Consider the following 22,595-nt stretch of genomic DNA (forward strand, 5'->3'; position numbering starts at 1 on the left):
AATTAATGTTTAATTGGGGAGCGTTTGTGCTCCCTTTTTTGTATCTGCTAACTTTTCAAAAACAGACAATATGAATGTAATTTGCTGTTCGTTAAGCTTTGACTCGAGTTGCATGACAAGCTGCTCTTTGATTTGCGCTTTTAATGTTTGTCTTTGCTTGGCAGTTAATAATGGCTGCGATTGTTGATGATAAGCTTGCACGGCAGTGAGCGTATCCATCACCACGTCATTATCAAAGTCAATTAACGCTGTTTTAGCATTACTGATAGCCCGTTCAGATTTTTCAAAGACTGTGGATACTTGACCAACAAGCACGCTAACTTCATGAATTTTAAGTACATCGTTAATGTTCGACATAATAATAGCAACAGGAATAAGTACTAATGAGATTGCTAAACATAACCCAAACACTGCACCAACCCAGAACTGATTTAAACCACCTTTAAATTGCTCCATTATCTTTCCTTGATCCCATTTATTTAATTCAGTTGTACCAGTTCAAAGTTTTATACTGCAAACTTTTTAACTAATTTGAAAAAGAATAAGGAAACTATAAAGCTATTTAGTGAAATAAAAAACAATTAGATTAATTTATAAACTGAAGTGTTAATGAAATAGATAGGAGGTATTGTATATAAATGGTGCCCGGGGCCGGACTTGAACCGGCACGTCCTTACGAACGAGGGATTTTAAATCCCTTGTGTCTACCAATTCCACCACCCGGGCATCGGGTCGCTCGTATGAGCATGTGGAGTATTATATGGAGGCGGAACCCGGAGTCGAACCGAGGTAGACGGATTTGCAATCCGCTGCATGGCCACTCTGCCATTCCGCCTTATCGCTTCCAAATAATTGGAGCGGCACACGAGGCTCGAACTCGTGACCTCAACCTTGGCAAGGTTGCGCTCTACCAACTGAGCTAGTGCCGCAAATTTATTTCTATCAGTGATTTGTCCGTTGGTTCACAACCTTGAAGGTTGCGATGATAACGTTCTGGCAACTGAACTACTGCCGCAAATTTATTTCTATCAGTGATTTGTCCGTTAGTTCACAACCTTAAAGGTTGCGATGCTAACGTTCTGGCAACTGAACTAGTGCCGAAAACTTGAGTCTTTATCCAATAAACTATTTAAGTTTAAATGGTGCCCGGGGCCGGACTTGAACCGGCACGTCCTTACGAACGAGGGATTTTAAATCCCTTGTGTCTACCAATTCCACCACCCGGGCATCGGGTTTGCTATTTAAAGCAAGTGGATAAAGTTAATATGGAGCGGCACACGAGGCTCGAACTCGTGACCTCAACCTTGGCAAGGTTGCGCTCTACCAACTGAGCTAGTGCCGCATCATATTAACTCTAAAACAAAATATTTTTAAAACTACATTTGGTGTTGTAGTTAACCACAAATGGTGCCCGGGGCCGGACTTGAACCGGCACGTCCTTACGAACGAGGGATTTTAAATCCCTTGTGTCTACCAATTCCACCACCCGGGCATCGGGTTGCTCATAGAGCTGCGTGGAGTGTTGATGGAGGCGGAACCCGGAGTCGAACCGAGGTGGACGGATTTGCAATCCGCTGCATGGCCACTCTGCCATTCCGCCACATTAGATAATTGGAGCGGCACACGAGGCTCGAACTCGTGACCTCAACCTTGGCAAGGTTGCGCTCTACCAACTGAGCTAGTGCCGCTTTCTTTATCTTGGGGGCTATGCCCTCTCAACACGGACGCATTCTACAGAGATTATTAAACGCGTCAATATAAAAAATGCTAGTTTTGAACTGTTTGCTTATTTTTTATCTAAAATGGTGTGTAATTATACGTTTAGGATCAATTTTTGGTCAACTCAGACCATGCGGCAACTAAATACTGCAACATAGAGCTTAGCGTCAAGAATGTTGCAATGTATAAAAGACCATAGCTTAAGTAGATCATCCATGTATCAAACTGCCAAATCAAACCAATAATGGCTAGCATTTGTGCCGCAGTCTTAAACTTACCCATGTTTGATACAGCCACGTTATCACGCTTACCTTGCTCTGCCATCCATTCTCGTAATGCAGAGATTACAATTTCACGGCTAATAATAACTAATGCCGGTATCGTCATATATAAAGTTTGGTAATGACTTGATAAGGCAACTAATGCCGCACACACCATTACTTTATCAGCAACTGGATCTAAGAAAGCACCAAAAGGCGTTGATTGATTTAAACGACGCGCTAAATAACCGTCAAGGATATCTGTGATTGACGCAAGCCAGAAAACAAACGCAGCTGCGAAAAACGCCCATGAAAAAGGCAAATAAAATATCACCAAAAAAATGGGGATAAGAAAAAGTCTAAAGGTTGTGAGTGTGTTTGGAATATTCCACATAACTACTTGGAGATGTCTTTTTTTCTATATTCGCACGAAGGCTACGCCTTGTCATGCAAATGATTAAATATCTTTTCAGCCATTTCAGGGCTGATCCCAGGAACTTGTTTTAATTGGTCTATATTAGCAGCTTTTACCCCTTGCATGCCCCCTAAATATTTTAATAATGCTTGTCGGCGCTTTTGTCCAACACCGTTAATTTCTTCTAATAATGATTGAGTACGTTGTTTTTGACGTTTATTGCGATGTCCAGCAATAGCAAAACGGTGCGACTCATCGCGAATGTGTTGGATTAAATGCAACGCTGGTGCATCTGAGTCAAGTGGAATTGTTTTACGTCCGCCATCAATTAATAAAGTCTCTAAACCTGGTTTTCGACTTGTGCCTTTTGCAACACCCACCAGCAATGGCATCTTATTATGTGGCCAGTTTTCAAAATATTGCTCAGCACGAGATAATTGACCTTTACCACCATCGATAAATATGACATCTGGAATTTTTTCTTCATCAACTACTTTGTTGTAGCGCTTGTTAAGTGCAAACTCCATAGCTGCGTAATCATCGCCACCAGTTATACCCGTAACATTAAAGCGGCGATATTCTTTATTATTTGGACCTTGTGAATCAAACACCACACAACTTGCAATGGTGTTTTCACCCATTGTATGGCTGATATCAAAACATTCCATGCGATTAATATCATCAAGACGTAATGTTTCTTTTAGTTGTGCATAGCGTTTATTGATTGAGTCCTGCGTACTTTGTTTTACGCTGATGCTGTTAAGTGCATTTTTATTAGCGAGCTTTAAATACTGCGCCCGCTCTCCACGATTAGCAACTTTTAAACTGACTTTACGCTCAGAGATTGCCGTAAGCGCTTCACTTAAAGGCTCACTTTCTTCAATACTGAATGGTAAGATAATTTCTTTGGCAATGCGCCCTGTTGCACCGGGTGCTAAATAATACTGACCTAAAAAAGAGGTTAGGATTTCTTCTTCACCAGAGTCTTTTGGCACTTTTGGAAAATAGGTTTTACTGCCTAGCACTTTGTGGTCGCGGATCATTAATAAGTGAACCGCATTTAATCCATTTAAGTGAGCAAAGCCCACTACGTCCATTTCAGCATGGTTACCTGAAATAGATTGTTGCTCCTGCATTTTCCTGAGCAACAAAATTTGGTCTCGTACTTTTGCAGCAAGCTCAAATTTAAGTTCTTTGCTAGCTTGTTCCATCTTTGCAATTAAATCGGCAATAACTTCATGGGACTTGCCTAATAAAAACTTACGAACAAAATCCACTTCTTGCTGATACTCATCATCGGAGATTTTATTTACACAAGGCGCTGAACAGCGTTTTAACTGATATTGTAAACATGGACGGCTTCTGGCTCTATAATAAGCATCTTCACATTGACGTACAGGGAAGATTTTTTGCATTAAACGCAAACTTTCAGATACTGCCCCCGCACTTGGGAATGGACCAAAATACTCGCCTTTTATTTTACGGCTACCACGATGAAAAGCTAGGCGTGGGTGTTTGTGAGCAGTTAACAGAATATACGGATATGACTTATCATCTCGCAACAAAATATTGTAACGAGGCTGATATTTTTTAATTAGGTTGTTTTCAAGTAATAAGGCTTCGGTTTCAGTGTTGGTCAGGGTGACTTCAATACTGCAAATATTGCTTACTAGTACACGCGTTTTACTATCAGTAACATTACTTCGAAAATAACTACTTACGCGCTTTTTTAAGTTTTTGGCCTTACCTACATAAATGACTTGCCCTTCACTATCAAGCATTCGGTACACACCGGGTTCACTTGATAGTGTTTTGAGAAAACGGGCTGGTTCGAAATCAGACATTGAGCAAATTAATGCGAGCTATCAATGTCGATCATTTTGTGGCGAATTGCTAAATGTGTAAGCTCAACATCACCACCTACATTTAGCTTTTCAAACATGCGATAGCGATAGCTATTCACTGTTTTTGAACTAAGATTCAAACGCTCTGCGATATCTTGCGCTTTCTCACCTTTGGTGATCATCAGCATAATTTGTAATTCTCGCTCAGACAAACTCTGGAATGGGTTTTCATCTGTACGGCCGCTGACCTGTGCAAGGGCAATTTGCTGTGCTATTTCAGGTGCAATATAGCGTTGCCCTGCATTTACAGCACGAATGGCGTTAACCATTTCATCAGAACCGGCACCTTTGGTTAGATAACCGTGAGCACCAATTTGCATTACTTTACTTGGGAATGGATCTTCACAATGCACAGTAAGTACAATAATTTTTACATCTGGGCAGTAGCGACAGATTTTCTTTGTCGCTTCTAAACCGCCAATACCTGGCATATTCATGTCCATCAACACGATATCAGGCGAATGTTGACGGCAAAATTGCACCGCTTCTTCACCGGTTTTAGCTTCACCCACCACTTTAAAACCACGAACATCATCAAGTATACGTCTGATCCCTGTCCGTACAAGTTCATGGTCATCAACTAAAAGTACATTAATCAATGGAACACCCTCAAATAACCCAAATAGCTGCTTTCGCACAATTTAATGTGCCACATTAGCACAGAAAAAGTGAAACGATAAATCAAAATATCGTTCCACTCATTAATTTTAAGCTGATGCTTTCTCGCTGAAACGATCAACCCATAAAGCAATGATACCATCACCTGTTACATTACAGGCAGTACCAAAACTATCTTGTGCTAAATAAAGTGCAATCATTAATGCAACAGCGCCTTCATTAAAGCCAAGCATACTTGTTAAAAGGCCCAATGCCGACATAACAGCACCACCTGGTGCACCAGGAGCTGCAATCATTACAACGCCTAGCATCATAATAAATGGCAACATACCAAACAATGATGGTACATCCATATTAGGAGATAAGAACATCACAGCCATCGCACACGTCACAATAGTAATTGTTGAACCTGACAAATGAATTGTTGCACATAAAGGTACCGTAAAGTTAGCAACATCTTCTTTTACGTTATTTGCTTTACTTGAGCGAAGTGAAACCGGAATAGTTGCTGCACTCGACATTGTACCTAAAGCAGTAAAATACGCGGGTAGCATGTTTTTTACAAGCTCTAATGGGTTTCGCTTTAGTAGCAGTCCTGTAGATACATATAAAACCGTTAGCCATAACCAATGCATAATTAATGCAGCCAGCAGAACAATACCAAAAGTTTGTAGTGTATCAACCACAGTACCAGCGACTGTCATTTCAGCAAATACACCAGCAATGTAAAAAGGTAAAGCTGGAATAATTACTTTTGCTAGTAAGCCATCAATAACATCACGGCCCTGATCAGACACTTTCTTTAAAGTATCAAGCTGTAACTGGCTCATTCCAATACCAAAAATGAATGCTGCAGCAAGAGCTGTCATTACACTCATTAGAGGTGGAATTTCTAAATCAATAAAGCTACCCACTTCTGTGGCGACTTCAGCTTCAAACGTTAAGCCCCCATCAAACAATGGGATCATAGCGCTGACAAGTAAAAACGCTAAGGTACCTGCAATAACGGTTGAACCATATGCAAAGCCAACCGTTTTTCCTAACAAGTGGCCTGACCCTTTTGGTAAGCCAGCAATACCTGATGCGATAAAAAATAAAATAATTAACGGAATGGTAAAGGTGATCAACTGACCTATTATTTCTTTTACTGTGTAAAGGAGTTCAACACCTGTTAGTGGCACATACAAGCCCACTAAAATACCGGCAACAATACCAGCAATTAATTTTAAAATTAAATTCATAACGATCACTTCAATTTTTAGGTGGTAATCTTTTACCACGTTTTAGTTTACTTTTGTTATAAAACAGCCAAATTAACGTTTAACTGCGCAATTTACCACCAGAGCTTGGCAGAATCTAATTTGAACGTAAATATATGCGGCCTGTCGCGTTGCATTTGTTAACAAAGTTGCAAATTAATAACATGCTCGCAGTTTTGAATACCCATATAGTGCTTATGTATAAATCAATGTTGAGTGCCGCTCTGTTGAGTGTGCCTTTTACTAGCTTGGCCATCAGCCAACCTATCACCCTTCCTTTTATTGCAGAACAGCCAACAATTGACGGTAAGCTTGATGAAGCAAGTTGGCAACGTGCAAAAAAAATTACAATAGATAACGTCACTTGGCCTTATGAGAACAGTAAGAGCCCTGTTACTACCTACGCTTATGTCTATGAAGATGGCGAAACGTTATTTATAGGTTTTGAAGCGAACGACCCTAACCCAGAACTTATTCGTGCTTTTTACCGTGACCGTGACGCAGCTTGGGATGATGACTTAGTCGGGCTAAAAATTGATTCATACAATAACTCTCAATTAGCGTATCAATTTTTTATTAACCCACTTGGCGTACAGCAAGATTCAATAGAAAACGAACTAACTAAACATGAGAGCTCATCATGGGACGGTATTTGGGATAGCGTCGGTGTTATCCATGATAAAGGCTATACAGTTGAAGTTGCTATTCCCTTACGCGTACTAAATTTTGACGACAGCGTCGCAAGCAAAACCATGGCAATGGAGTTTTTACGCTTTTTACCGCGCAGTGAACGGTTGCGTATCTCTAATATGCAGATTGACCACGGTAACAATTGTTGGATTTGCCAAATGCCAAGTTACCAAGGTTTTGAACAAGCCAAACAAGGCAATAACGTGGCGATTATCCCATCTGTGGTGCTTGGCAAAAATGAGACCCGCGAAATTGATGGCGCTCGAGTTGATGATTGGGAGTCAGAGAACAATACTGAAGCCAGCCTAGATGTAAAATGGGGGATCACTCCTGATATTACCCTAAATGCGACCATCAACCCTGACTTTTCTCAGGTTGAAGCGGATGTCGCACAATTGAGTGTGAACAATAATTTCAGTTTGTTCTTCCCTGAAAAGCGCGCCTTCTTTTTAGATAACGCTGACTACTTTGCCTCAACTCTCAACCTTATTCATACCCGTAATATTGCCCAACCAGATTACGGAACAAAGATCACCGGCAGCAAAAATGGCCATACATTTGCCGGCTTCATAGCCAATGACACACAAACCAATGTGTTGATTCCTGGCAATTTAGGCTCATCTCTTGTTGCCCTTGACGAGAAAAGTGAAAATGGCGCTATGCGTTATCGATACGATTTTGAGTCAGGGTTATCGCTCGGTTCAACTGCAACACACAGACAAAGTCATGATTATAAAAACACGGTTTACAGTATTGATAGTAAATACAAGCCAACAGTGAACGATGTTTTCTTAGTCCAAGTATTAAAGTCACAAACACAATACAGCCAAGATTTTATCGACGAGTTATGTGATGGTGATAACTGCTTACAGCCCGAGCAAGTAATTTGTGAATTAAATAGTGACTGCGACTATAACGAAGGCGTACTTCGTGTTTTAAGTAAAGAACAGCAATCAGGTACTGGCTACTACGTAAAGTATCAACACGACGAGAAGTACTGGCGTGCCTTTGCTGACTATAATTATCGCGATGCTGATTTAAGAGCTGACTTAGGCTTTATCTCACAAGTTGATTTTAAAAAGTTTACGACTGGCGGTGAATACCGCTGGTATGGCGATAGAGGCAATTGGTGGAATCGCGCTAACCTTTACGCCGATTGGGATATTACCCACAACGAAAATAATGAACTTCTCGAAAAAGAAGCACAAACTAGTTTTTCAGTCAGCGGCCCGTTGCAAAGCTTTTTTGAGCTCTCTGTTGAGCACCGTAACCGCACCGGCCTTCGCCACGATAAATCACGTTTAGATATTGATGGTAACACTGACTTGTTTAGCGAAAATGGCGTTGGTTTTTACAGTGACTTTAAACCAACCGCAGGGGTATTTGCCTCTTTATATATGTATACAGGTAATGCCGTTGATTTAGCTAATAATCGTGTTGGTGATAAGTTCCATATACGCCCTGTGCTGAATATGAACCTTGGTAAGCATTTTGAAGTGCGTTTACGCCATACTTATGAGCAGCTTGAAGCCGACGGCAGTGAAGTATTTACCGCCAACCTAAGTGATGTGCGTTTAACTTACCAATTTAATGTGAATAGCTTTTTACGCCTTGCAGTCATTTATACCGATTTAGAGCGCAATCAGACTAATTACATTGATGATGTAGATAGCCAATATAAAAAGTTAGCCACTCAGCTGCTGTATTCTTACAAGCTGAACCCGCAAACGGTATTCTTTGCAGGTTATTCTGATAATGGCTATCAAGATGATGAGCTTTCATCAATTACTAAAGAGCAGCGTACGTTGTTTGCTAAATTTAGCTACGCTTGGTTGCTTTAATACCTTATTAGCGCATCTTTTGGTGCGCCCTCCCCTTTTTTTGTTTGCTTATTCCTAAACTATACCCAAGCCACCTCAAGATGCAGAATTCAGCGTTTCACAGGTGCTTAATATCAAGGCGTTACTTTGCAAGAATGGCAGTCCCTTTTAAGAAGTAACAACGATGAGAGTAAGTGCCTGTGAAGCGCCCGACGGGTTGGTTTGAAAGCGATTTATACTGCGTTATTGATTTTAGCAATAGAACCACTATTACTTGCAATCAATGCCTTGCCTAAGTCGCTTTTAATTCCAACTGAAACTCGCACCTTGAGATGGTTTGGGTATATAAGCCTATTCGCTATATGTTATAGCCAAACTTTACTTTCGTTTTTTATTCACCACAGTAAAGTGTGACTATTACAGATCGCTAGCCTAAGCTATTCGATCACGATTGAATAAATTGCTTCCAAGGGAACACTATGTCTAACATTTTTGAAGATAATTCATTAACGATTGGTAATACTCCAATCGTAAAGCTTAACCGCGTAACCTCAGGTAATGTTTTTGCTAAAGTAGAATCACGTAACCCAAGTTTCAGTGTTAAATGCCGTATAGGCGCTTCAATGATCTGGGAAGCAGAAAAGTCAGGTGTATTAACCAAAGACAAAGAGTTAATCGAGCCTACTTCGGGAAATACCGGTATTGCACTTGCGTTTGTTGCTGCTTCTCGTGGTTATAAGTTAACACTGACTATGCCTAACACTATGAGCCTAGAACGTCGTAAATTGTTAAAAGCGTTAGGTGCTAACCTAGTTCTAACTGATGGCGCTAAAGGTATGAATGGCGCAATTGAGAAAGCAAAAGAAATTCAAGCAAGTGACCCTGAAAAATACATTCTTCTACAACAATTCGAAAACCCTGCAAACCCGAAAATTCACTTTGAAACCACGGGCCCTGAAATCTATGAAGCAATGGATGGTAAAATCGATATCTTCGTAGCAGGTGTTGGTACGGGTGGTACTATTACGGGTGTTAGCCGCTACCTTAAACTTGAAAAAGGTTTAAATGTTCAGTCAGTTGCTGTTGAACCAACTAACTCACCAGTGATCAGCCAAACCTTAGCTGGTGAAGAAGTAAAACCGGGTCCTCATAAAATTCAAGGTATCGGTGCAGGTTTCATCCCTGGTAACCTTGATTTAGAAGTTGTTGATGCCGCTGAGCAAGTATCAAATGAAGATGCAATTGCAATGGCGCATGAACTGATGAAAAATGAAGGCATTTTAGTAGGTATTTCTTCTGGTGCTGCAGTTGTTGCTGCAAAACGCCTTGCTGAAAAGCCTGAAAACGCAGATAAAAATATTGTGGTAATTTTACCAAGTGCAACTGAGCGTTACTTATCTAGTCCATTATTCGCTGAAGAGTTCAGCGATAAAGAGCTTGTTCAGTAAGAACGACTAAGTTGTCTAAAAAGGATGCAAAGATGCATCCTTTTTTATTACCTAAAATAGATAAAACCAATAAATTTACCGAGTTAACTTTACATCATGCTAATTTAGTCACACACTTAATATTAAGTTCACTCGTAAAACAACAAAAATGAAAAATATACTCTTAATTTTTATTCTGTTAAGTAGCAGCGTCCTTTTCGGTTGCGGCTCCGAAGACGCTCCAAAAGGCGAACAAAATACGCCAGGTAATGTGGCTACTCTCTATTTTGATGCCTTATATAACCAAAACGATTTGAATCTTGCCATGGAATACTCCACTCCAAAAATGGCGCGTATTATGAAATCTTATGGTACTGCTGGGCAGTTCGCTCGTAACCTTGTCAATATGCAATACGATGAAGTCGTAATTGAAGTCGATATGACCAATATGAGTTTACGCGAGCAATATGGCGATAAAGCCAATATCAATTTAATTTTTACTGGTTATTTTAATGGTAAGAAAGTTGATGATATGCGCAGTGTGAAAATGATACGTAAGAAAGGAAAATGGTACATAGAAAAAATTAATGCCGATCCATTTGCACGTTAATTTAAAACTAAAAAAGGGCCTGATGGCCCTTTTTTAGTATAAGAGTATTGATATTACTCTTCGTCAAACTCTTGATGTTGACGCTGTGCAGGACGCGCTAAGATCTCAACGTAAAACGATGTAAGCCCTTTAGCTTCGATATCGCTAATACACTTATTAATCTCTGCCACGTGAACGACATTGGCCTCATCCGCTGACTCACCAAACTTACAGTCAAATGCCCAATAGTCAGCACCTGCTGGGAGTGTTTTATTACGCTCACGTTTTAAGTATTTTTTTACTTCGTGCTTGGCTGCATCAACCATACGAGGATATTTAATTTTCTCGTGGTTTAGCGTGAATGTTTTCTTCATTATAGTCCTAGTAACTTGGTTCAATGACAATGGCATTAAGCCATAGGCTGCTATTATAACAAGCACATCTTAATTTAGCTGTACTTTTTGCCATTTTACTTAAATATAGTTTATTCAGAGTCTATGACAATTCGATTAAGCCGCTAATACTTAGGCTGTTGCTAAATGTAGAGGTTGATGTATAGCTTCATCATTTAGGCTGTCATAAAAGGCAGCTGCATCTATTTGTGGCCGCTCAACTGGTTTATTCTTTTCGTAAAAACGTTTTCTAACTGCAGGTTCACAGTTATCAATCACTTCAAGTGGCACATGCTGCCTATCATCACGTATATTCAGTGGTTCAGGATTTAAGCAATGACGCAACCTGATATCTGATAAACCACCTTGCAATAGCCTGTAAGCATTTTCTTGACCAATCAGCATGTCAAACTGCTCAGGTGCCAATGGTTGTGCTGGCCCTGCTCCTAATTCAGTTCGCAGAACAGATTCAGACACATCAGGGTTGGTTAATTCAGTTTTTGGTAGGTGAAACTGACTAAAATCGAGCACATCATGAGAAAGCATTGCTAGTAATAAAGCAAACTCCCCAGGGCGTTTCTCTTGAACACTTTTATTTAGACGATTATCGAGTTGACTCTCTGTGAGCAACAAACCATCAATTTGCATAGTCTTTAGCCAAATAGTTTCTTGATTAACCAGTTATCGGCATTTATGTAATTTTCTTTAGTTTTTTTCTTTACTTAAATAACCAGTTTGCTATTATCAGCGCCGTTGCATTGGAGGGGTTCCCGAGCGGCCAAAGGGATCAGACTGTAAATCTGACGGCTCAGCCTTCGCTGGTTCGAATCCAGCTCCCTCCACCACTTTTCTTATTTGAAAAGTGGGGCCAAATGCAATAGTAAAATCTGTGTGGAGGGGTTCCCGAGCGGCCAAAGGGATCAGACTGTAAATCTGACGGCTCAGCCTTCGCTGGTTCGAATCCAGCTCCCTCCACCACTCTTTACTCTTTCTAACTTTACTCTTTCTAACTTTACTCTTTCTAACTTTACTCTCGCTAACTTAAGCTACCAACTCAAACTACTACCATTTGCTTTTAGCCAACTTTCTGCTTTTTTATAGTCAGGATAAAAATGGCACACTCGCTGCCAGAACTTAGCGCTATGATTCATATGTCTGAGGTGCGCAAGTTCGTGAATAATGACATAATCAATCACCCATGTCGGCGCGCTTGCTAAATGTAAATTAAATGCAAGCTCTCGGCGCTTATTACAACTGCCCCAACGACGTTTATAATGTTGAATCTTTAACTTTGCAGGTAAAGCTTCAGTCATTTGCAAACAGTAGTCATGAACACGCATTTCAATATAGCTCTCAAGCTTTTCATGTAAAAACCGTTCTAGCAGAGCTAAGTAGTTAGCTTCTTGATATTTGACCCGTGATGAAATAGATAAAGTGAGCCGAGATTGTGCATCTTGTTGCCAAGTGCTTTTAGGGCCTTTAGCAAAAATTATCGGCACACTCTGACCGAATAACTTAATAGTCGCGTTTACAAGAGGAAGTTGACGTCGTTCAGCTTGTGAGGATTGTCTCGCGATTTGTTCTGCGACCCAATCCTGTTTTGTCTTTAGCCAACCATCTATCTCAGTTTGTGAGACATAAAAAGGCGCATAAACAGTGAGTTTCTGCTCAGCAACTTTAATTGCAACTGTTGTTCTGCGTTTACTGCGCTTTAAGGTGTAATCTAACAAATATAAGCCAATTCAATTAATAAAAATGAGAGATTCCATTTTACCCTGCTAAATAGCTGCTAATCTATAAAGATGACTAACAAATAAGTTTTCGTCCTTATGCCTGATAAACCATGTTGTAGTTATACCTCACCAACAGGTAACAAGTGCCAAGAAACAGATATGGGCTCTGGATTTTGCTTTTGGCATGATAGTAAATTTGATAAATCAGGGCTAGACCTCACCCAAAAATTAGAGCGCTATGCAAAAAAAGGGGGATTATTAGAAGGCCTGCAACTGAAAAGAGCGAACCTTTCAGGACTAAACTTAATCAAACAGGATGACGAAGAAGGCTATGATCTCTCTTATTGTAATTTTTACCGCGCGAATTTAACGGGCGCTCACTTATTTAATAACAAAATCTCCAACGCCTCATTGATGAAAGCCAATTTACATAGCGCTAGTTTGCATTACTGTGATTTAAAAAATACCAACCTACTGGGTATTAAACTCAATGACAGCCGTATTGATAATATCGAACTGGGCGATCAATTATTACAAGAAGCGGCTGCATTTAAAGCTCGTAAAAATAAACAATTCGCAGAAGCCCGAGACTTATTTGAACAATCAGAAGAAATATACCGAAACTTAAGGAAAGCCTCAGAACATCAAGGGCTATTTGAGCTAGCCGGTAACTTTACATACAAAGAATTACGGATGCGCCATGCGCAGTACCCTAGAGGTTCAACCAAGCAAATTACTTCAAGTTTTATTGACATGCTGTGCGGTTATGGAGAAAAACCCGAGAATGTTATTCGCTTTAGCTTGTCACTAATTATTTGCTGTGCCTTTTGTTATTTCTTATTTGGGGTAAGTTATCAAGATTCAGTGATGCAACTAAGCGTTGAAAACTCATTTACAAGCAATTTATCGGCATTATTAAATAGTTTTTATTTCAGTGTGGTAACTTTTACAACCCTTGGTTATGGGGATATTACTCCGATTGGCTTTTCAAGGTTGATTGCAGCAATAGAAGCATTCTGTGGCAGCTTCTCGCTTGCTTTGTTCGTTGTTGTCTTTGTAAAGCGAATGACCCGCTAGCGCATAATATATGAGCCTATATGCTCCTTCGCTTGATACATTTTCTTATCAGCACGATTAATTAACTCCTCAGCATCTACTGTGCTATCAAGTGGTGCTGCTATTAGGCCAAAACTTAAATGAAGCTCAGGGTACTGTTGTTCGAATGCAGCTATTAGTTTTTCACAAATATTAACACCACTGTCTATCTCGCAATCAGGCAAAATGACACAAAACTCATCTCCCCCGTAGCGACAAGGAATATCAATCTCGCGTATATTTTCAAGTAAATATTGGCCTATATATTTAAGCACTTCATCGCCTTTTAAATGCCCTTGCGTATCATTTACTGACTTAAAGTCATCCAGATCAAAATACACAATGGTTAATGGTGATTTGTGCCGTCTTGCTCTGGCAAGATCCCGTTGTAATAACTCTTGCATGACACGGCGATTATATAGGTTGGTGAGTGGGTCAAGCTTCGCTAGCTTCTCAAGCTCTTGAGTACGCTGCGCAACTTTTTCTTCGAGGCCTTTTGCGTAAACTTCGGTGCGACGTTTCGCATTTTCAATTTCGCCCACCAAACTATCAATATAAGTGTCAAAGACCAAGGTGGTATCAAAGTAAATTAGCTTATCTATGATGTTTAGCGTTTGATTCAATTCAGCTTGATCGCTTATTGTCGCCCTAAGCACATTAAAAATGAGTTCTTTTAAAGTACACACTGCCGATAAATAGAGTTTTGGTTCAACCCCAATACGCTTATGTACCATGCCAATACGTAAGCGGTTATTAACATATTCATGTTCGTAACGACCACAAAATAGATCAATAATATATTGGCGTTGCGCATCTCTTAGTCGCGTTAAAGTATCCGCATCACCAATTAATAAAGAAATTTCATCAACTTCGGTTTGCTTTTTATAAAATTCATTCACTACATTTTCGATGGCTGATTCGATAATAGGTTTGTAGTTCAAAAGAGATGAGAGACTGTTTGAACTCAGCCCCAATAAGCTCATCCTATGCTGAATTTCGACATCATTAATTTGCATTTGCTCAACTAAAGTCTGCTCAGTTCTTCTCATCTACTCACCTCGGACTACTCCTTTTTAATTAAATATAGTCAAGGTTTTCAATACTACGTACTTAAGTGATAGGTTTTTCTCTAATTTAACAATAATTTGTATTAAACTAGCTTTATAAGCCGTTTCAAAAAAATATTATGCTCGCAAAATTTTTTATTACCAATCAAGACCCCAGCCTAATTGTCAGCGGTGTTTATGATCCAAGCTTAGTTGTACTTTCTATTGCTACCGCTATCTTTGCTGCTTATTTTTCACTCCATATCATTGATTTAGCGAACAGAACTCACTTTAATTCATACCGAAAATTAGGCAGTGCAACCGGTGCTTTGGTTATGTCAGGCGGGATTTGGAGCATGCACTTTATTGGTATGTTAGCTTTTTCTTTGTGCACCAACGTTGAGTACGACCCAACTCTGACATTTTTTTCATTCATACCTGCATTTTTAGCCTGCTACACCGCTTTTTCATTTTTGAGACGCAAAGATTTAAAGCAAATTCCAAAAACAATTAAACTTCTAATTGCTTCTGTGTTGCTAGGGTCAGGTATAGGAACCATGCACTATTCAGGCATGGCTGCCATGCAAATGAGCCCTCTACTTCGCTACGATCCAGTTTGGTTTGCAGCATCAATTGTGGTGGCAATTGCTTTATCTTTTGTAGGCTTATATGCGCGCTTTCATCTTAGCGAACATTTTAAAAAGCTAACCATGCTACAAACCCGTGTCATTTGCGCCATTATTTTTGGCTTTGCAGTCGCAGGAATGCATTACATGGGCATGGCGGCAACACGTTTTGTCGCAACCTCACCTTTGTTATCCGAAAACGTGCAAACGTCGCAACTTACTTTTATCGCCATTAGCGTTTCATTTGCCACCGTATTATTAACCGCTCTGGTTGGGATTATTAATGGCATGGTGCGTTTTCGTTTATTACTTGCAGAAAAATCAGCAGAAGAGTCGCGCTTAGATGCCATTTTAGGCACTGCAATAGATGGCATCGTCACGATTAATATTCATGGCATTATTTTAAGCTTTAATAAATCAGCAGAAACTATTTTTGGTTGGCGCCAAGACGAAGTACTAGGCAAAAATGTAAAACTATTAATGAACGACGATATTGCTGCTCAGCACGATGATTATTTAGCTGATAGTAGCAGGCATGAAGTTAAAAAAGTCATTGGCGTTAACCGAAATGTCTATGCAAAACATAAAGATGGTCACTTATTCCCTATTCGCCTAGGACTTGGTGAAGTAAAACAGCCTAATGCAGAAACACTATTTGTTGGCTTCATAACCGATCTTACAGAGCAACGTGCACTGCAGCAAAGTCTTGAAGAAAAAGAGAAGCAATATCGTACGTTAATGAACAATACCCCCGGCGCTGTATTTCGTTGCTTGTTAGATGAACACTGGACGATGAAATTTATAAGCCCAAGTGTTACTGACTTAACAGGATATAGCCCTGAAGAGTTTACCAATGGCACAGTTACATTTGCTCAAATCATTAATAATGATGATGTAGTGCATATTGATGAAGTTATTGAAAAAGCCATAGCAGAAAAAAACCAATATGCTGTTGAATACCGCATTCGCCACCGAAGTGGAAAAGTTGTGTGGGTTTTAGACCAAGGAACAATTAACGAAAATAGTGACTCTGACCAAAAGTGGATCGATGGTGTACTCATTGATATCACTACTCGTCACGAATATGAAGAGTCACTTAAACAAGCAAAACAAGAAGCTGAAGCTGCAGCACAAGCAAAACAATCATTTATGGCAAATATGAGTCATGAAATACGCACACCAATGAATGCAATAATTGGCTTTAGCGACATATTAATGGATAGCCCACTCAGTAAAGAGCAACAAAAGCATATTATTACAGTGAATAAATCAGCTCGCTCACTGCTGCATTTACTCAATGAAGTCCTTGATTCTGCAAAATTAGAAAAAGGCAAACTCGATATTCACGCTGAGCACTTTAACTTACAAGCGCTACTCGACAACATCGTATCGACCTTTTGGCTCGAAGCTAAGCGAAAAGATATCCTGCTTGATTTGATCATCGCTGATAATGTTGCGCCTATTTATATTGGCGATGAATCCCGAATTCGCCAAGTGATGAATAATCTCATTGGTAATGCCATTAAATTTACAGAACAAGGTTCTGTAACGATTACTGTAAGTCAAACTCCAGATAAGCAATTACTTTTTGAAGTGCAAGACAGTGGTATTGGCATAGCGAAGCACCGCTTAGATGCTATTTTCCAGCCATTTGAACAAGCTGACGGTACTATGACACGCCGCTTTGGTGGCACAGGTTTAGGCACCACTATTAGTAAACAGCTTGTTGAATTAATGGGCGGTTCAATTGATGCTAATAGTGAAGAAGGAAAAGGAAGTTGCTTTTACTTCACCCTTCCTTTGCAAGAGGGTGATATTAACAAAGTAGATGTATTTTCTTGTAATCAATTGAATTTACCAAAGCTTCAAATATTAGTGGTTGATGATATTGAGCAAAATATTGAGCTGCTCAATATTTTATTATCTCAAGCTGGGCACACAGTAGTTACCGCTCAGAATGGCCTTGAAGCCATTGCTGCATTTGAGCAACAAAACTTTGATGTGATTTTAATGGATATACATATGCCAGAATGTGACGGAATAACTGCCTGTAAGGAAATCCGTGAAATTGAAAAAGTCAGATGCTTAAAAATTACTCCTATCATCGCTTTAACGGCGAGTGTTTTACAACAAGATAAAATTACTACAAAGCAAGCCGGGATGAATGGTTTTGCAAATAAACCTGTTGATATTAACCAGCTGAACCATGAAATCGCGAAAGTGCTTGGTTTAGAAGTAAATAAAGTCACTAGTAATAAAATGCGTGATGAAAGAAAACACATCAACTACGACAAAGGTGTTTTGATGTGGGGAAGCAAAGAGAAGTTAAATATGGAAATTGGCTTATTCCTAAGCAATCATCAACAGAGCATTCTACGACTGAAGGATCAAAAACTCAGTGAAAACGAACAAAAATTAATTTTGCATACTCTTAAAGGAGTCGCAGGTAATTTAGCCCTGGCAAAATTATTATATTTGTTATCAAACGCTGAGAAAGAACGTGAAAAGGAAAGCTTCCCTTCACTCATTGCCGAATGCGAACAAGAATGGCAAACTCTAATTGCATTGCTTGCAGATCAGCAGCAGCCCAGTTCACAACAGCAACGTATACACGAAGTGTCATTGGACGCATTTATTAGCCAAATTGACACACTGCAAGAGCAAGCTGAGCATGCAGAAATAGACGATGATTTATTAAGCCTGGTGCAATCCCAAGCACCTACAACCTATAAAGAGCAGGTTGTTGAAATTTGTGCGCATTTTGAAAACTTTGACTTTGATGCAGCAAGTACCGCTTTATTAACTTTAAAGCATACAGTCCAAGCTGCTAAGGAACACCTATGACACAACTCTCAGAACGTGCAAAGATTTTGGTCGTCGATGATGAACCTGCAAATTTAAAAGTGATCCGTGAAGTACTCGCTAACGATTATCGCTTATCGTTTGCTAAATCTGGGGAACTTGCTCTTCAACTTATTGAGAATGAACCACCTAAGTTGATTTTGCTCGATATTATGATGCCCGATATGAGCGGCTTCGAAGTCTGTAAAGTGTTAAAAGCAAATCCTAAAACAGCGCATATTCCTGTTATCTTTGTTACGGCACTTTCACATGAACAAGATGAATCTGAAGGCTTTGCTCTTGGTGCAGTCGATTATATTACCAAACCAATTAGCCCAGCAATTGTCAGGGCTCGGGTTAAAAATCACTTATCCCTGGTGCAAGCTGAGCAACTGCAATTAGCTCATATTGATTTGATTCAACGTTTAGGTCGAGCTGCCGAATATAAAGACACTGACACCGGTGAGCATATCGCAAGAATGAGCCGCTACAGTAAAGTACTCGCCCTTGCCTATGGCATGAGTGAGTATGAAGCCGAGCAGCTTAAACAGGCTGCCCCAATGCATGATGTTGGTAAAATCGGTATTCCTGACGCCGTGCTTTTGAAACCTGGGCGCTTAAACGAAAACGAATACGAGCACATGAAACAACATGCTTTAATAGGTGCGAAGATTTTAGAAAACTCACCTTCGCCGCTATTACAATTAGCTCATAAGCTTGCCCTTGAACACCATGAAAAGTGGGATGGTACGGGTTATCCGTATGGCCTTAAAGGCAAAGAAATCAGTATTGAAGGACGTATTGTAGCTATTGCTGATGTATTTGATGCTTTAACCTCAAAACGCCCCTATAAAAAAGCCTGGTCGATTGAAGAAGCCCTCGACTTATTAAAAGATGAGGCAGGTAAGCATTTTGATCCGCAATTAGTTGATTTATTTATCGGCCAAATAGGCAGCATCATAGAAATCAAAAACACTTATACCAGCTAATGGCGAATTAAAGGCCTCATTTGAGGCCTTTTTTAATTGCTTCATAATCATGCGAAGTAATTTCATGGCTATTACCAGCACAATCTTTAAAATACATTGAGTAAGTAACACCATGGTCGGCAACAACAGTTTTAATATCAAATTGAGCTAAATGTTCAAGCCATTCTAGAAACTGTGCTGCATTTGCGCCAAAAGCAATCCCCTTGCTTCTACCCTCAGCTTCAAACAGTGCCAGACGAATCGTTTTTGCTTGATCTTCTAGGGTTAACGGACCTTTTCCTTCATCCCAAAAAGCAAGCTCAGGAACGACGGTAAAACCAAGTACCTGTTGATACCAGCCAACAGCTTTAGCTAAATCATCAACATTTAAGTGGCAATGGTCAACACCACATAAAGATGGAATAGCCATATTACTCGCCAATTTCTGTTTTTAACTGTTCTAAAAATTCGAGCATATAAGCTGTGCGTCTTTTGGCTTCATCTTTCGCTGATGGCGTGTTCATACTCTCGCTAATGTTTAACAGCTTAATGAAAAAATGATCGAGGGTGTATTTTGTATCATCGGGTTCGCGGTTTAAGCAAAATGGATCGTCTTTATGGTACAGATAGCGACCAATTGAGCCCCCTACCTTCATACAGCGGCTAACACCGATTGCACCTAATGCATCCATTCGATCTGCGTCTTGTACTATTTCCGCTTCGACACTTTCAACTTTGATATTGGCACTAAAGCTATGTGCCACAATAGCATGATGAATGGCACTGAAATACTGCTCTGGATAATTAATTGAGGCTAAAAAACTTAACGCCTTGTCTGCAGCCATGGTCGATGCTTTTGCCCGATCTGGGTGGTTTTTTGCAACCGCAACACAATCATGTAACCAAGCTGCAGGTAACACCACAGCCATGTTGGCCTGCTCTGCAATACATAACTGTTTAGCAACCCTAACTACTCGCTCAATATGGCTAATATCGTGTGCGACATCGGCATGAAGTAAAGACAAAATAAAGTCTCGACACTGAGTTTCTAAAACTGCAAAGTCTATTTCTGGCTGCATATACAGGCTATCACCATTAACTAATTGAAATTATGCTTACTTTAGCGTGGTTGCTGGATTTGTTCAAAACATTCATTGTATGTTTGTCAGCGCTTCATTAAACTATGCCCCCTTTTGTTTGACGCGAGAATCCCTATGTCATCTGCTATTTACCTGCAAGCTGGACGAGAAAAATCATTAAAAAGAAAACACCCGTGGGTGTTCTCAAAAGCCATTAAGAAAGTAAAGGGTAAGCCAGGACTAGGTGATACTGTCACTATCTATGATAATGACGGTAAATTTTTAGCCATTGCTGCTTACAGCCCGCAATCGCAAATTCGTGCTCGCGTATGGAGCTTTGATAAAAACGAAGTGATTGACCAAGCATTTTTTGAAAAGCGTTTACGCCGTGCTTATGATGCTCGACAGCAGGTGATCAGTGAAGGTGGTTTAACGGGTTTTCGTTTAAGTGCCGCTGAATCTGACTATTTACCAGGCATCACGATCGATAAATTTGACAATGTACTGGTTTGCCAACTCCTAAGTGCTGGCGCAGAGCGACATAAAGGTGAAATAGTCGCTGCACTTATGACTATTTTTCCTGGCTGCGATGTCTACGAACGCTCAGACGTTGATGTTCGTACTAAAGAAGGCCTTGAACCAATCAAAGGTATACTTTGGGGTAAAGAGCCAACTGGACCAGTACTAATCGAAGAAAATGGCTTAAAGCTTGAAGTAGACATTATTGAGGGCCATAAAACAGGTTTTTATTTAGACCAGCGTGACAGCCGCGCTGCGCTTGAACGCTTTGTGAAAGACAAAACAGTATTAAACTGCTTTAGCTACACAGGTACATTCTCACTCTATGCTTTGCGTGGCGGTTGTAAACACGTCACTAACGTCGATGTATCACAACCAGCGCTTGATACTGCTAAGCGTAATGTTGAGCATAATAACCTTGATTTATCTAAAGTTGATTTCGTCAAGCAAGATGTCTTTAAGCTGTTACGCCAATACCGTGATGAAGGTGTGCAATTTGATACTATTGTAATGGATCCACCTAAATTTGCTGATAATAAAGCACAATTGACCGGAGCATGCCGTGGTTATAAAGATATCAATATGATTGCGATGCAAATCTTAAAGCCTGGGGGAACCTTACTGACATTTTCATGTTCTGGGTTAATGGAACAAAATTTATTTCAGAAAGTGGTTGCGGATGCTGCCCTTGATGCAGGTAAAGACTTATTGATCATGGAGCGACTAAATCAAGCTGCCGACCACCCGATTGCTGGCAGCTACCCTGAAGGTTTTTATCTTAAAGGCCTAATCTGTAAAGTATACTAAGCAAAGAGATTAGTTAAAATTTACAATTTCTAAACCGGCACTCAAGGAGCCATCTTGCTCCTTGGTTGCTCGTATCACCCGTGCTGTAGCATCAAATGAGGTAATAGCGGTGCTAGTCGAAGCAATTAACACGCGATAAAGACGGCCTATTTCTAAAGCTTCATCAAGATGAATTGCAAGCCCTGTTGCACTTAAGTCAGTGCATATCGCCTCAATTTCTGCACCATTAGCAACATCTAACGGGATAAGTTTTGCAGGGGTATGAATTTGCATGCGGCGAAAGTCGCGTTTCTCCTCATGAAACATATGGCCTCCTATACCAGTGTTTTTATTTTCTCTATTAATGTTTTAACAGAAAAAGGCTTCACTACATAGGCGTCGCACCCAGCATCAAACCCCGCTTTTTGTTCAAGCTCGGTTTCAAGGCCAGACACCATGACAACAGGGATTTGCTCTGTTTCTGGGGTGTTTTTTAGTAATCGGCAAGTATCATAACCATCTAAGCCCGGCATACAAACATCTAACAGTATAGCATCTGGCGGCTCAGCTATGGCTGACGTTAAACACGATGTGCCTGAGTTTGCATAGCTTAACGAAAACTCATCTCCAAGGCTTGCTTTGAGCATTTCAAAATTAAAATATTCATCATCAACGACCAAAATGCTTGGTCGCGGTCGATTTACCGCTCGCTCAGGAACTGAGATCGGTCTTTCCTTTTCAATGCCCACATAATCTCCTTTTAGCATTTGTGTTTGTAACTTAAAGCAAGGAAGCGCTTAGCTCACTGC

At 40.1% G+C, this 22,595-nt stretch carries 20 protein-coding genes and 10 tRNA genes; 9 read left to right on the plus strand and 21 right to left on the minus strand.

The genetic code is table 11. From position 1 onward, the window contains the following. Positions 1-9: 9 nt before the first annotated feature. From EVU92_RS14390 to EVU92_RS14450, 13 genes are all read right to left on the minus strand, one after another. The gene (locus tag EVU92_RS14390; protein ID WP_130051800.1) at positions 10-456 is read right to left on the minus strand and encodes a hypothetical protein; all 447 of its coding nucleotides are present in this window, start codon (positions 454-456) and stop codon (positions 10-12) included. A 183-nt stretch (positions 457-639) separates the two neighbouring features. Continuing rightward, a tRNA-Leu gene (locus tag EVU92_RS14395) sits at positions 640-726 on the minus strand. 35 nt (positions 727-761) lie between these two features. Then, positions 762-835 (minus strand) — tRNA-Cys (locus EVU92_RS14400). 18 nt (positions 836-853) lie between these two features. Continuing rightward, positions 854-929, minus strand: a tRNA-Gly gene (locus EVU92_RS14405). A gap of 211 nt (positions 930-1,140) precedes the next feature. Beyond that, a tRNA-Leu gene (locus tag EVU92_RS14410) sits at positions 1,141-1,227 on the minus strand. A 39-nt stretch (positions 1,228-1,266) separates the two neighbouring features. Beyond that, positions 1,267-1,342 (minus strand) — tRNA-Gly (locus EVU92_RS14415). A gap of 63 nt (positions 1,343-1,405) precedes the next feature. Further along, a tRNA-Leu gene (locus EVU92_RS14420) sits at positions 1,406-1,492 on the minus strand. Between the two features lie 34 nt (positions 1,493-1,526). Next, positions 1,527-1,600, minus strand: a tRNA-Cys gene (locus EVU92_RS14425). Positions 1,601-1,612: 12 nt separating this feature from the next. Next, positions 1,613-1,688: transfer RNA gene (locus EVU92_RS14430), tRNA-Gly, on the minus strand. A 139-nt stretch (positions 1,689-1,827) separates the two neighbouring features. Further along, positions 1,828-2,373 (minus strand): CDP-diacylglycerol--glycerol-3-phosphate 3-phosphatidyltransferase, encoded by a 546-nt coding sequence (gene pgsA, locus EVU92_RS14435; RefSeq protein ID WP_130051801.1) that lies wholly within the window; start codon positions 2,371-2,373, stop codon positions 1,828-1,830. A gap of 41 nt (positions 2,374-2,414) precedes the next feature. Continuing rightward, positions 2,415-4,238 (minus strand): excinuclease ABC subunit UvrC, encoded by a 1,824-nt coding sequence (uvrC, locus tag EVU92_RS14440; protein WP_130051802.1) that lies wholly within the window; start codon positions 4,236-4,238, stop codon positions 2,415-2,417. 8 nt (positions 4,239-4,246) lie between these two features. Next, positions 4,247-4,897: a UvrY/SirA/GacA family response regulator transcription factor gene (gene uvrY, locus EVU92_RS14445; RefSeq protein ID WP_054553647.1), complete on the minus strand. Its 651-nt coding sequence runs from the start codon at positions 4,895-4,897 to the stop codon at positions 4,247-4,249. Between the two features lie 108 nt (positions 4,898-5,005). Continuing rightward, entirely contained in the window at positions 5,006-6,157 is a 1,152-nt protein-coding gene (locus EVU92_RS14450) for a dicarboxylate/amino acid:cation symporter (RefSeq protein ID WP_054553767.1), read from the minus strand. A gap of 227 nt (positions 6,158-6,384) precedes the next feature. Between EVU92_RS14450 and EVU92_RS14455 the strand changes: the two genes are divergently transcribed. The 3 genes from EVU92_RS14455 (at position 6,385) to EVU92_RS14470 (ending at position 10,722) form a co-directional block, all read left to right on the plus strand. Further along, on the plus strand, positions 6,385-8,706 hold the full coding sequence (locus EVU92_RS14455) for a carbohydrate binding family 9 domain-containing protein (RefSeq protein WP_130052305.1): 2,322 nt from the start codon (positions 6,385-6,387) through the stop codon (positions 8,704-8,706). A 458-nt stretch (positions 8,707-9,164) separates the two neighbouring features. Continuing rightward, entirely contained in the window at positions 9,165-10,133 is a 969-nt protein-coding gene (gene cysK, locus EVU92_RS14465) for a cysteine synthase A (RefSeq protein WP_130051804.1), read from the plus strand. Positions 10,134-10,281: 148 nt separating this feature from the next. Then, positions 10,282-10,722 carry a hypothetical protein gene (locus EVU92_RS14470; protein ID WP_130051805.1) on the plus strand — a complete coding sequence of 147 codons (441 nt, stop codon included), beginning with the start codon at positions 10,282-10,284 and terminating at the stop codon, positions 10,720-10,722. Between the two features lie 53 nt (positions 10,723-10,775). Here EVU92_RS14470 and EVU92_RS14475 read toward each other — a convergent pair whose 3' ends face one another. Both EVU92_RS14475 and EVU92_RS14480 read right to left on the minus strand, forming a co-directional pair. Beyond that, positions 10,776-11,075, minus strand: coding sequence for a DUF6172 family protein (locus EVU92_RS14475; protein WP_130051806.1), 300 nt, complete (start codon positions 11,073-11,075; stop codon positions 10,776-10,778). A gap of 150 nt (positions 11,076-11,225) precedes the next feature. Next, complete coding sequence (locus EVU92_RS14480) at positions 11,226-11,741, minus strand: VC2046/SO_2500 family protein (RefSeq protein WP_130051807.1); 516 nt, start codon at positions 11,739-11,741, stop codon at positions 11,226-11,228. Positions 11,742-11,853: 112 nt separating this feature from the next. Between EVU92_RS14480 and EVU92_RS14485 the strand changes: the two genes are divergently transcribed. Both EVU92_RS14485 and EVU92_RS14490 read left to right on the plus strand, forming a co-directional pair. Next, a tRNA-Tyr gene (locus EVU92_RS14485) sits at positions 11,854-11,938 on the plus strand. 48 nt (positions 11,939-11,986) lie between these two features. Beyond that, positions 11,987-12,071, plus strand: a tRNA-Tyr gene (locus EVU92_RS14490). A 68-nt stretch (positions 12,072-12,139) separates the two neighbouring features. On the opposite strand, the gene EVU92_RS14495 is transcribed toward EVU92_RS14490, so the two are convergent. Continuing rightward, the gene (locus EVU92_RS14495) at positions 12,140-12,823 is read right to left on the minus strand and encodes a SprT family zinc-dependent metalloprotease (protein WP_205987934.1); all 684 of its coding nucleotides are present in this window, start codon (positions 12,821-12,823) and stop codon (positions 12,140-12,142) included. Between the two features lie 99 nt (positions 12,824-12,922). On the opposite strand from EVU92_RS14495, the gene EVU92_RS14500 reads away from it, so the two are divergent. Next, positions 12,923-13,903: an ion channel gene (locus EVU92_RS14500; RefSeq protein WP_130051809.1), complete on the plus strand. Its 981-nt coding sequence runs from the start codon at positions 12,923-12,925 to the stop codon at positions 13,901-13,903. Here the strand turns inward: EVU92_RS14500 and EVU92_RS14505 are convergent. After that, entirely contained in the window at positions 13,900-14,970 is a 1,071-nt protein-coding gene (locus EVU92_RS14505) for a GGDEF domain-containing protein (RefSeq protein WP_130051810.1), read from the minus strand. The two genes, EVU92_RS14500 and EVU92_RS14505, sit on opposite strands and share 4 nt — an antisense overlap. A gap of 137 nt (positions 14,971-15,107) precedes the next feature. Between EVU92_RS14505 and EVU92_RS14510 the strand changes: the two genes are divergently transcribed. Both EVU92_RS14510 and EVU92_RS14515 read left to right on the plus strand, forming a co-directional pair. Next, the gene (locus EVU92_RS14510) at positions 15,108-18,437 is read left to right on the plus strand and encodes an MHYT domain-containing protein (protein WP_130051811.1); all 3,330 of its coding nucleotides are present in this window, start codon (positions 15,108-15,110) and stop codon (positions 18,435-18,437) included. After that, entirely contained in the window at positions 18,434-19,423 is a 990-nt protein-coding gene (locus tag EVU92_RS14515) for a two-component system response regulator (RefSeq protein WP_130051812.1), read from the plus strand. Before EVU92_RS14510 ends, EVU92_RS14515 begins: the two co-directional genes overlap by 4 nt. Before the next feature lie 16 nt (positions 19,424-19,439). On the opposite strand, the gene EVU92_RS14520 is transcribed toward EVU92_RS14515, so the two are convergent. Both EVU92_RS14520 and EVU92_RS14525 read right to left on the minus strand, forming a co-directional pair. Further along, positions 19,440-19,832: a VOC family protein gene (locus EVU92_RS14520; protein WP_130051813.1), complete on the minus strand. Its 393-nt coding sequence runs from the start codon at positions 19,830-19,832 to the stop codon at positions 19,440-19,442. A gap of 1 nt (position 19,833) precedes the next feature. Then, positions 19,834-20,481, minus strand: coding sequence for an HD domain-containing protein (locus EVU92_RS14525; RefSeq protein WP_130051814.1), 648 nt, complete (start codon positions 20,479-20,481; stop codon positions 19,834-19,836). Between the two features lie 135 nt (positions 20,482-20,616). Here EVU92_RS14525 and EVU92_RS14530 point away from each other — a divergent pair, with 135 nt between their 5' ends. Continuing rightward, on the plus strand, positions 20,617-21,807 hold the full coding sequence (locus EVU92_RS14530) for a class I SAM-dependent methyltransferase (protein ID WP_130051815.1): 1,191 nt from the start codon (positions 20,617-20,619) through the stop codon (positions 21,805-21,807). A gap of 9 nt (positions 21,808-21,816) precedes the next feature. Here EVU92_RS14530 and EVU92_RS14535 read toward each other — a convergent pair whose 3' ends face one another. Together EVU92_RS14535 and EVU92_RS14540 are read right to left on the minus strand one after the other, a co-directional pair. Next, positions 21,817-22,113 carry a PilZ domain-containing protein gene (locus tag EVU92_RS14535; protein ID WP_130051816.1) on the minus strand — a complete coding sequence of 99 codons (297 nt, stop codon included), beginning with the start codon at positions 22,111-22,113 and terminating at the stop codon, positions 21,817-21,819. 8 nt (positions 22,114-22,121) lie between these two features. Then, positions 22,122-22,529: a response regulator gene (locus EVU92_RS14540; protein WP_276319792.1), complete on the minus strand. Its 408-nt coding sequence runs from the start codon at positions 22,527-22,529 to the stop codon at positions 22,122-22,124. Positions 22,530-22,595: the final 66 nt, after the last annotated feature.

Origin of the sequence: Pseudoalteromonas sp. MEBiC 03485 (assembly GCF_004195145.1) — a bacterium.
In the GTDB taxonomy this organism is placed as follows: Bacteria; Pseudomonadota; Gammaproteobacteria; order Enterobacterales; family Alteromonadaceae; genus Pseudoalteromonas; species Pseudoalteromonas apostichopi.

Excerpts from the sequence above, each read along its gene's own strand:
- EVU92_RS14390 (WP_130051800.1), bottom strand. The coding sequence starts at position 456 with ATGGAGCAATTTAAAGGTGGTTTAAATCAGTTCTGGGTTGGTGCAGTG.
- pgsA (WP_130051801.1), bottom strand. The coding sequence starts at position 2,373 with ATGTGGAATATTCCAAACACACTCACAACCTTTAGACTTTTTCTTATC.
- uvrC (WP_130051802.1), bottom strand. The coding sequence starts at position 4,238 with ATGTCTGATTTCGAACCAGCCCGTTTTCTCAAAACACTATCAAGTGAA.
- EVU92_RS14450 (WP_054553767.1), bottom strand. The coding sequence starts at position 6,157 with ATGAATTTAATTTTAAAATTAATTGCTGGTATTGTTGCCGGTATTTTA.
- EVU92_RS14455 (WP_130052305.1), top strand. The coding sequence starts at position 6,385 with ATGTTGAGTGCCGCTCTGTTGAGTGTGCCTTTTACTAGCTTGGCCATC.
- cysK (WP_130051804.1), top strand. The coding sequence starts at position 9,165 with ATGTCTAACATTTTTGAAGATAATTCATTAACGATTGGTAATACTCCA.
- EVU92_RS14470 (WP_130051805.1), top strand. The coding sequence starts at position 10,282 with ATGAAAAATATACTCTTAATTTTTATTCTGTTAAGTAGCAGCGTCCTT.
- EVU92_RS14475 (WP_130051806.1), bottom strand. The coding sequence starts at position 11,075 with ATGAAGAAAACATTCACGCTAAACCACGAGAAAATTAAATATCCTCGT.
- EVU92_RS14480 (WP_130051807.1), bottom strand. The coding sequence starts at position 11,741 with ATGCAAATTGATGGTTTGTTGCTCACAGAGAGTCAACTCGATAATCGT.
- EVU92_RS14500 (WP_130051809.1), top strand. The coding sequence starts at position 12,923 with ATGCCTGATAAACCATGTTGTAGTTATACCTCACCAACAGGTAACAAG.
- EVU92_RS14505 (WP_130051810.1), bottom strand. The coding sequence starts at position 14,970 with ATGAGAAGAACTGAGCAGACTTTAGTTGAGCAAATGCAAATTAATGAT.
- EVU92_RS14510 (WP_130051811.1), top strand. The coding sequence starts at position 15,108 with ATGCTCGCAAAATTTTTTATTACCAATCAAGACCCCAGCCTAATTGTC.
- EVU92_RS14515 (WP_130051812.1), top strand. The coding sequence starts at position 18,434 with ATGACACAACTCTCAGAACGTGCAAAGATTTTGGTCGTCGATGATGAA.
- EVU92_RS14520 (WP_130051813.1), bottom strand. The coding sequence starts at position 19,832 with ATGGCTATTCCATCTTTATGTGGTGTTGACCATTGCCACTTAAATGTT.
- EVU92_RS14525 (WP_130051814.1), bottom strand. The coding sequence starts at position 20,481 with ATGCAGCCAGAAATAGACTTTGCAGTTTTAGAAACTCAGTGTCGAGAC.
- EVU92_RS14530 (WP_130051815.1), top strand. The coding sequence starts at position 20,617 with ATGTCATCTGCTATTTACCTGCAAGCTGGACGAGAAAAATCATTAAAA.
- EVU92_RS14535 (WP_130051816.1), bottom strand. The coding sequence starts at position 22,113 with ATGTTTCATGAGGAGAAACGCGACTTTCGCCGCATGCAAATTCATACC.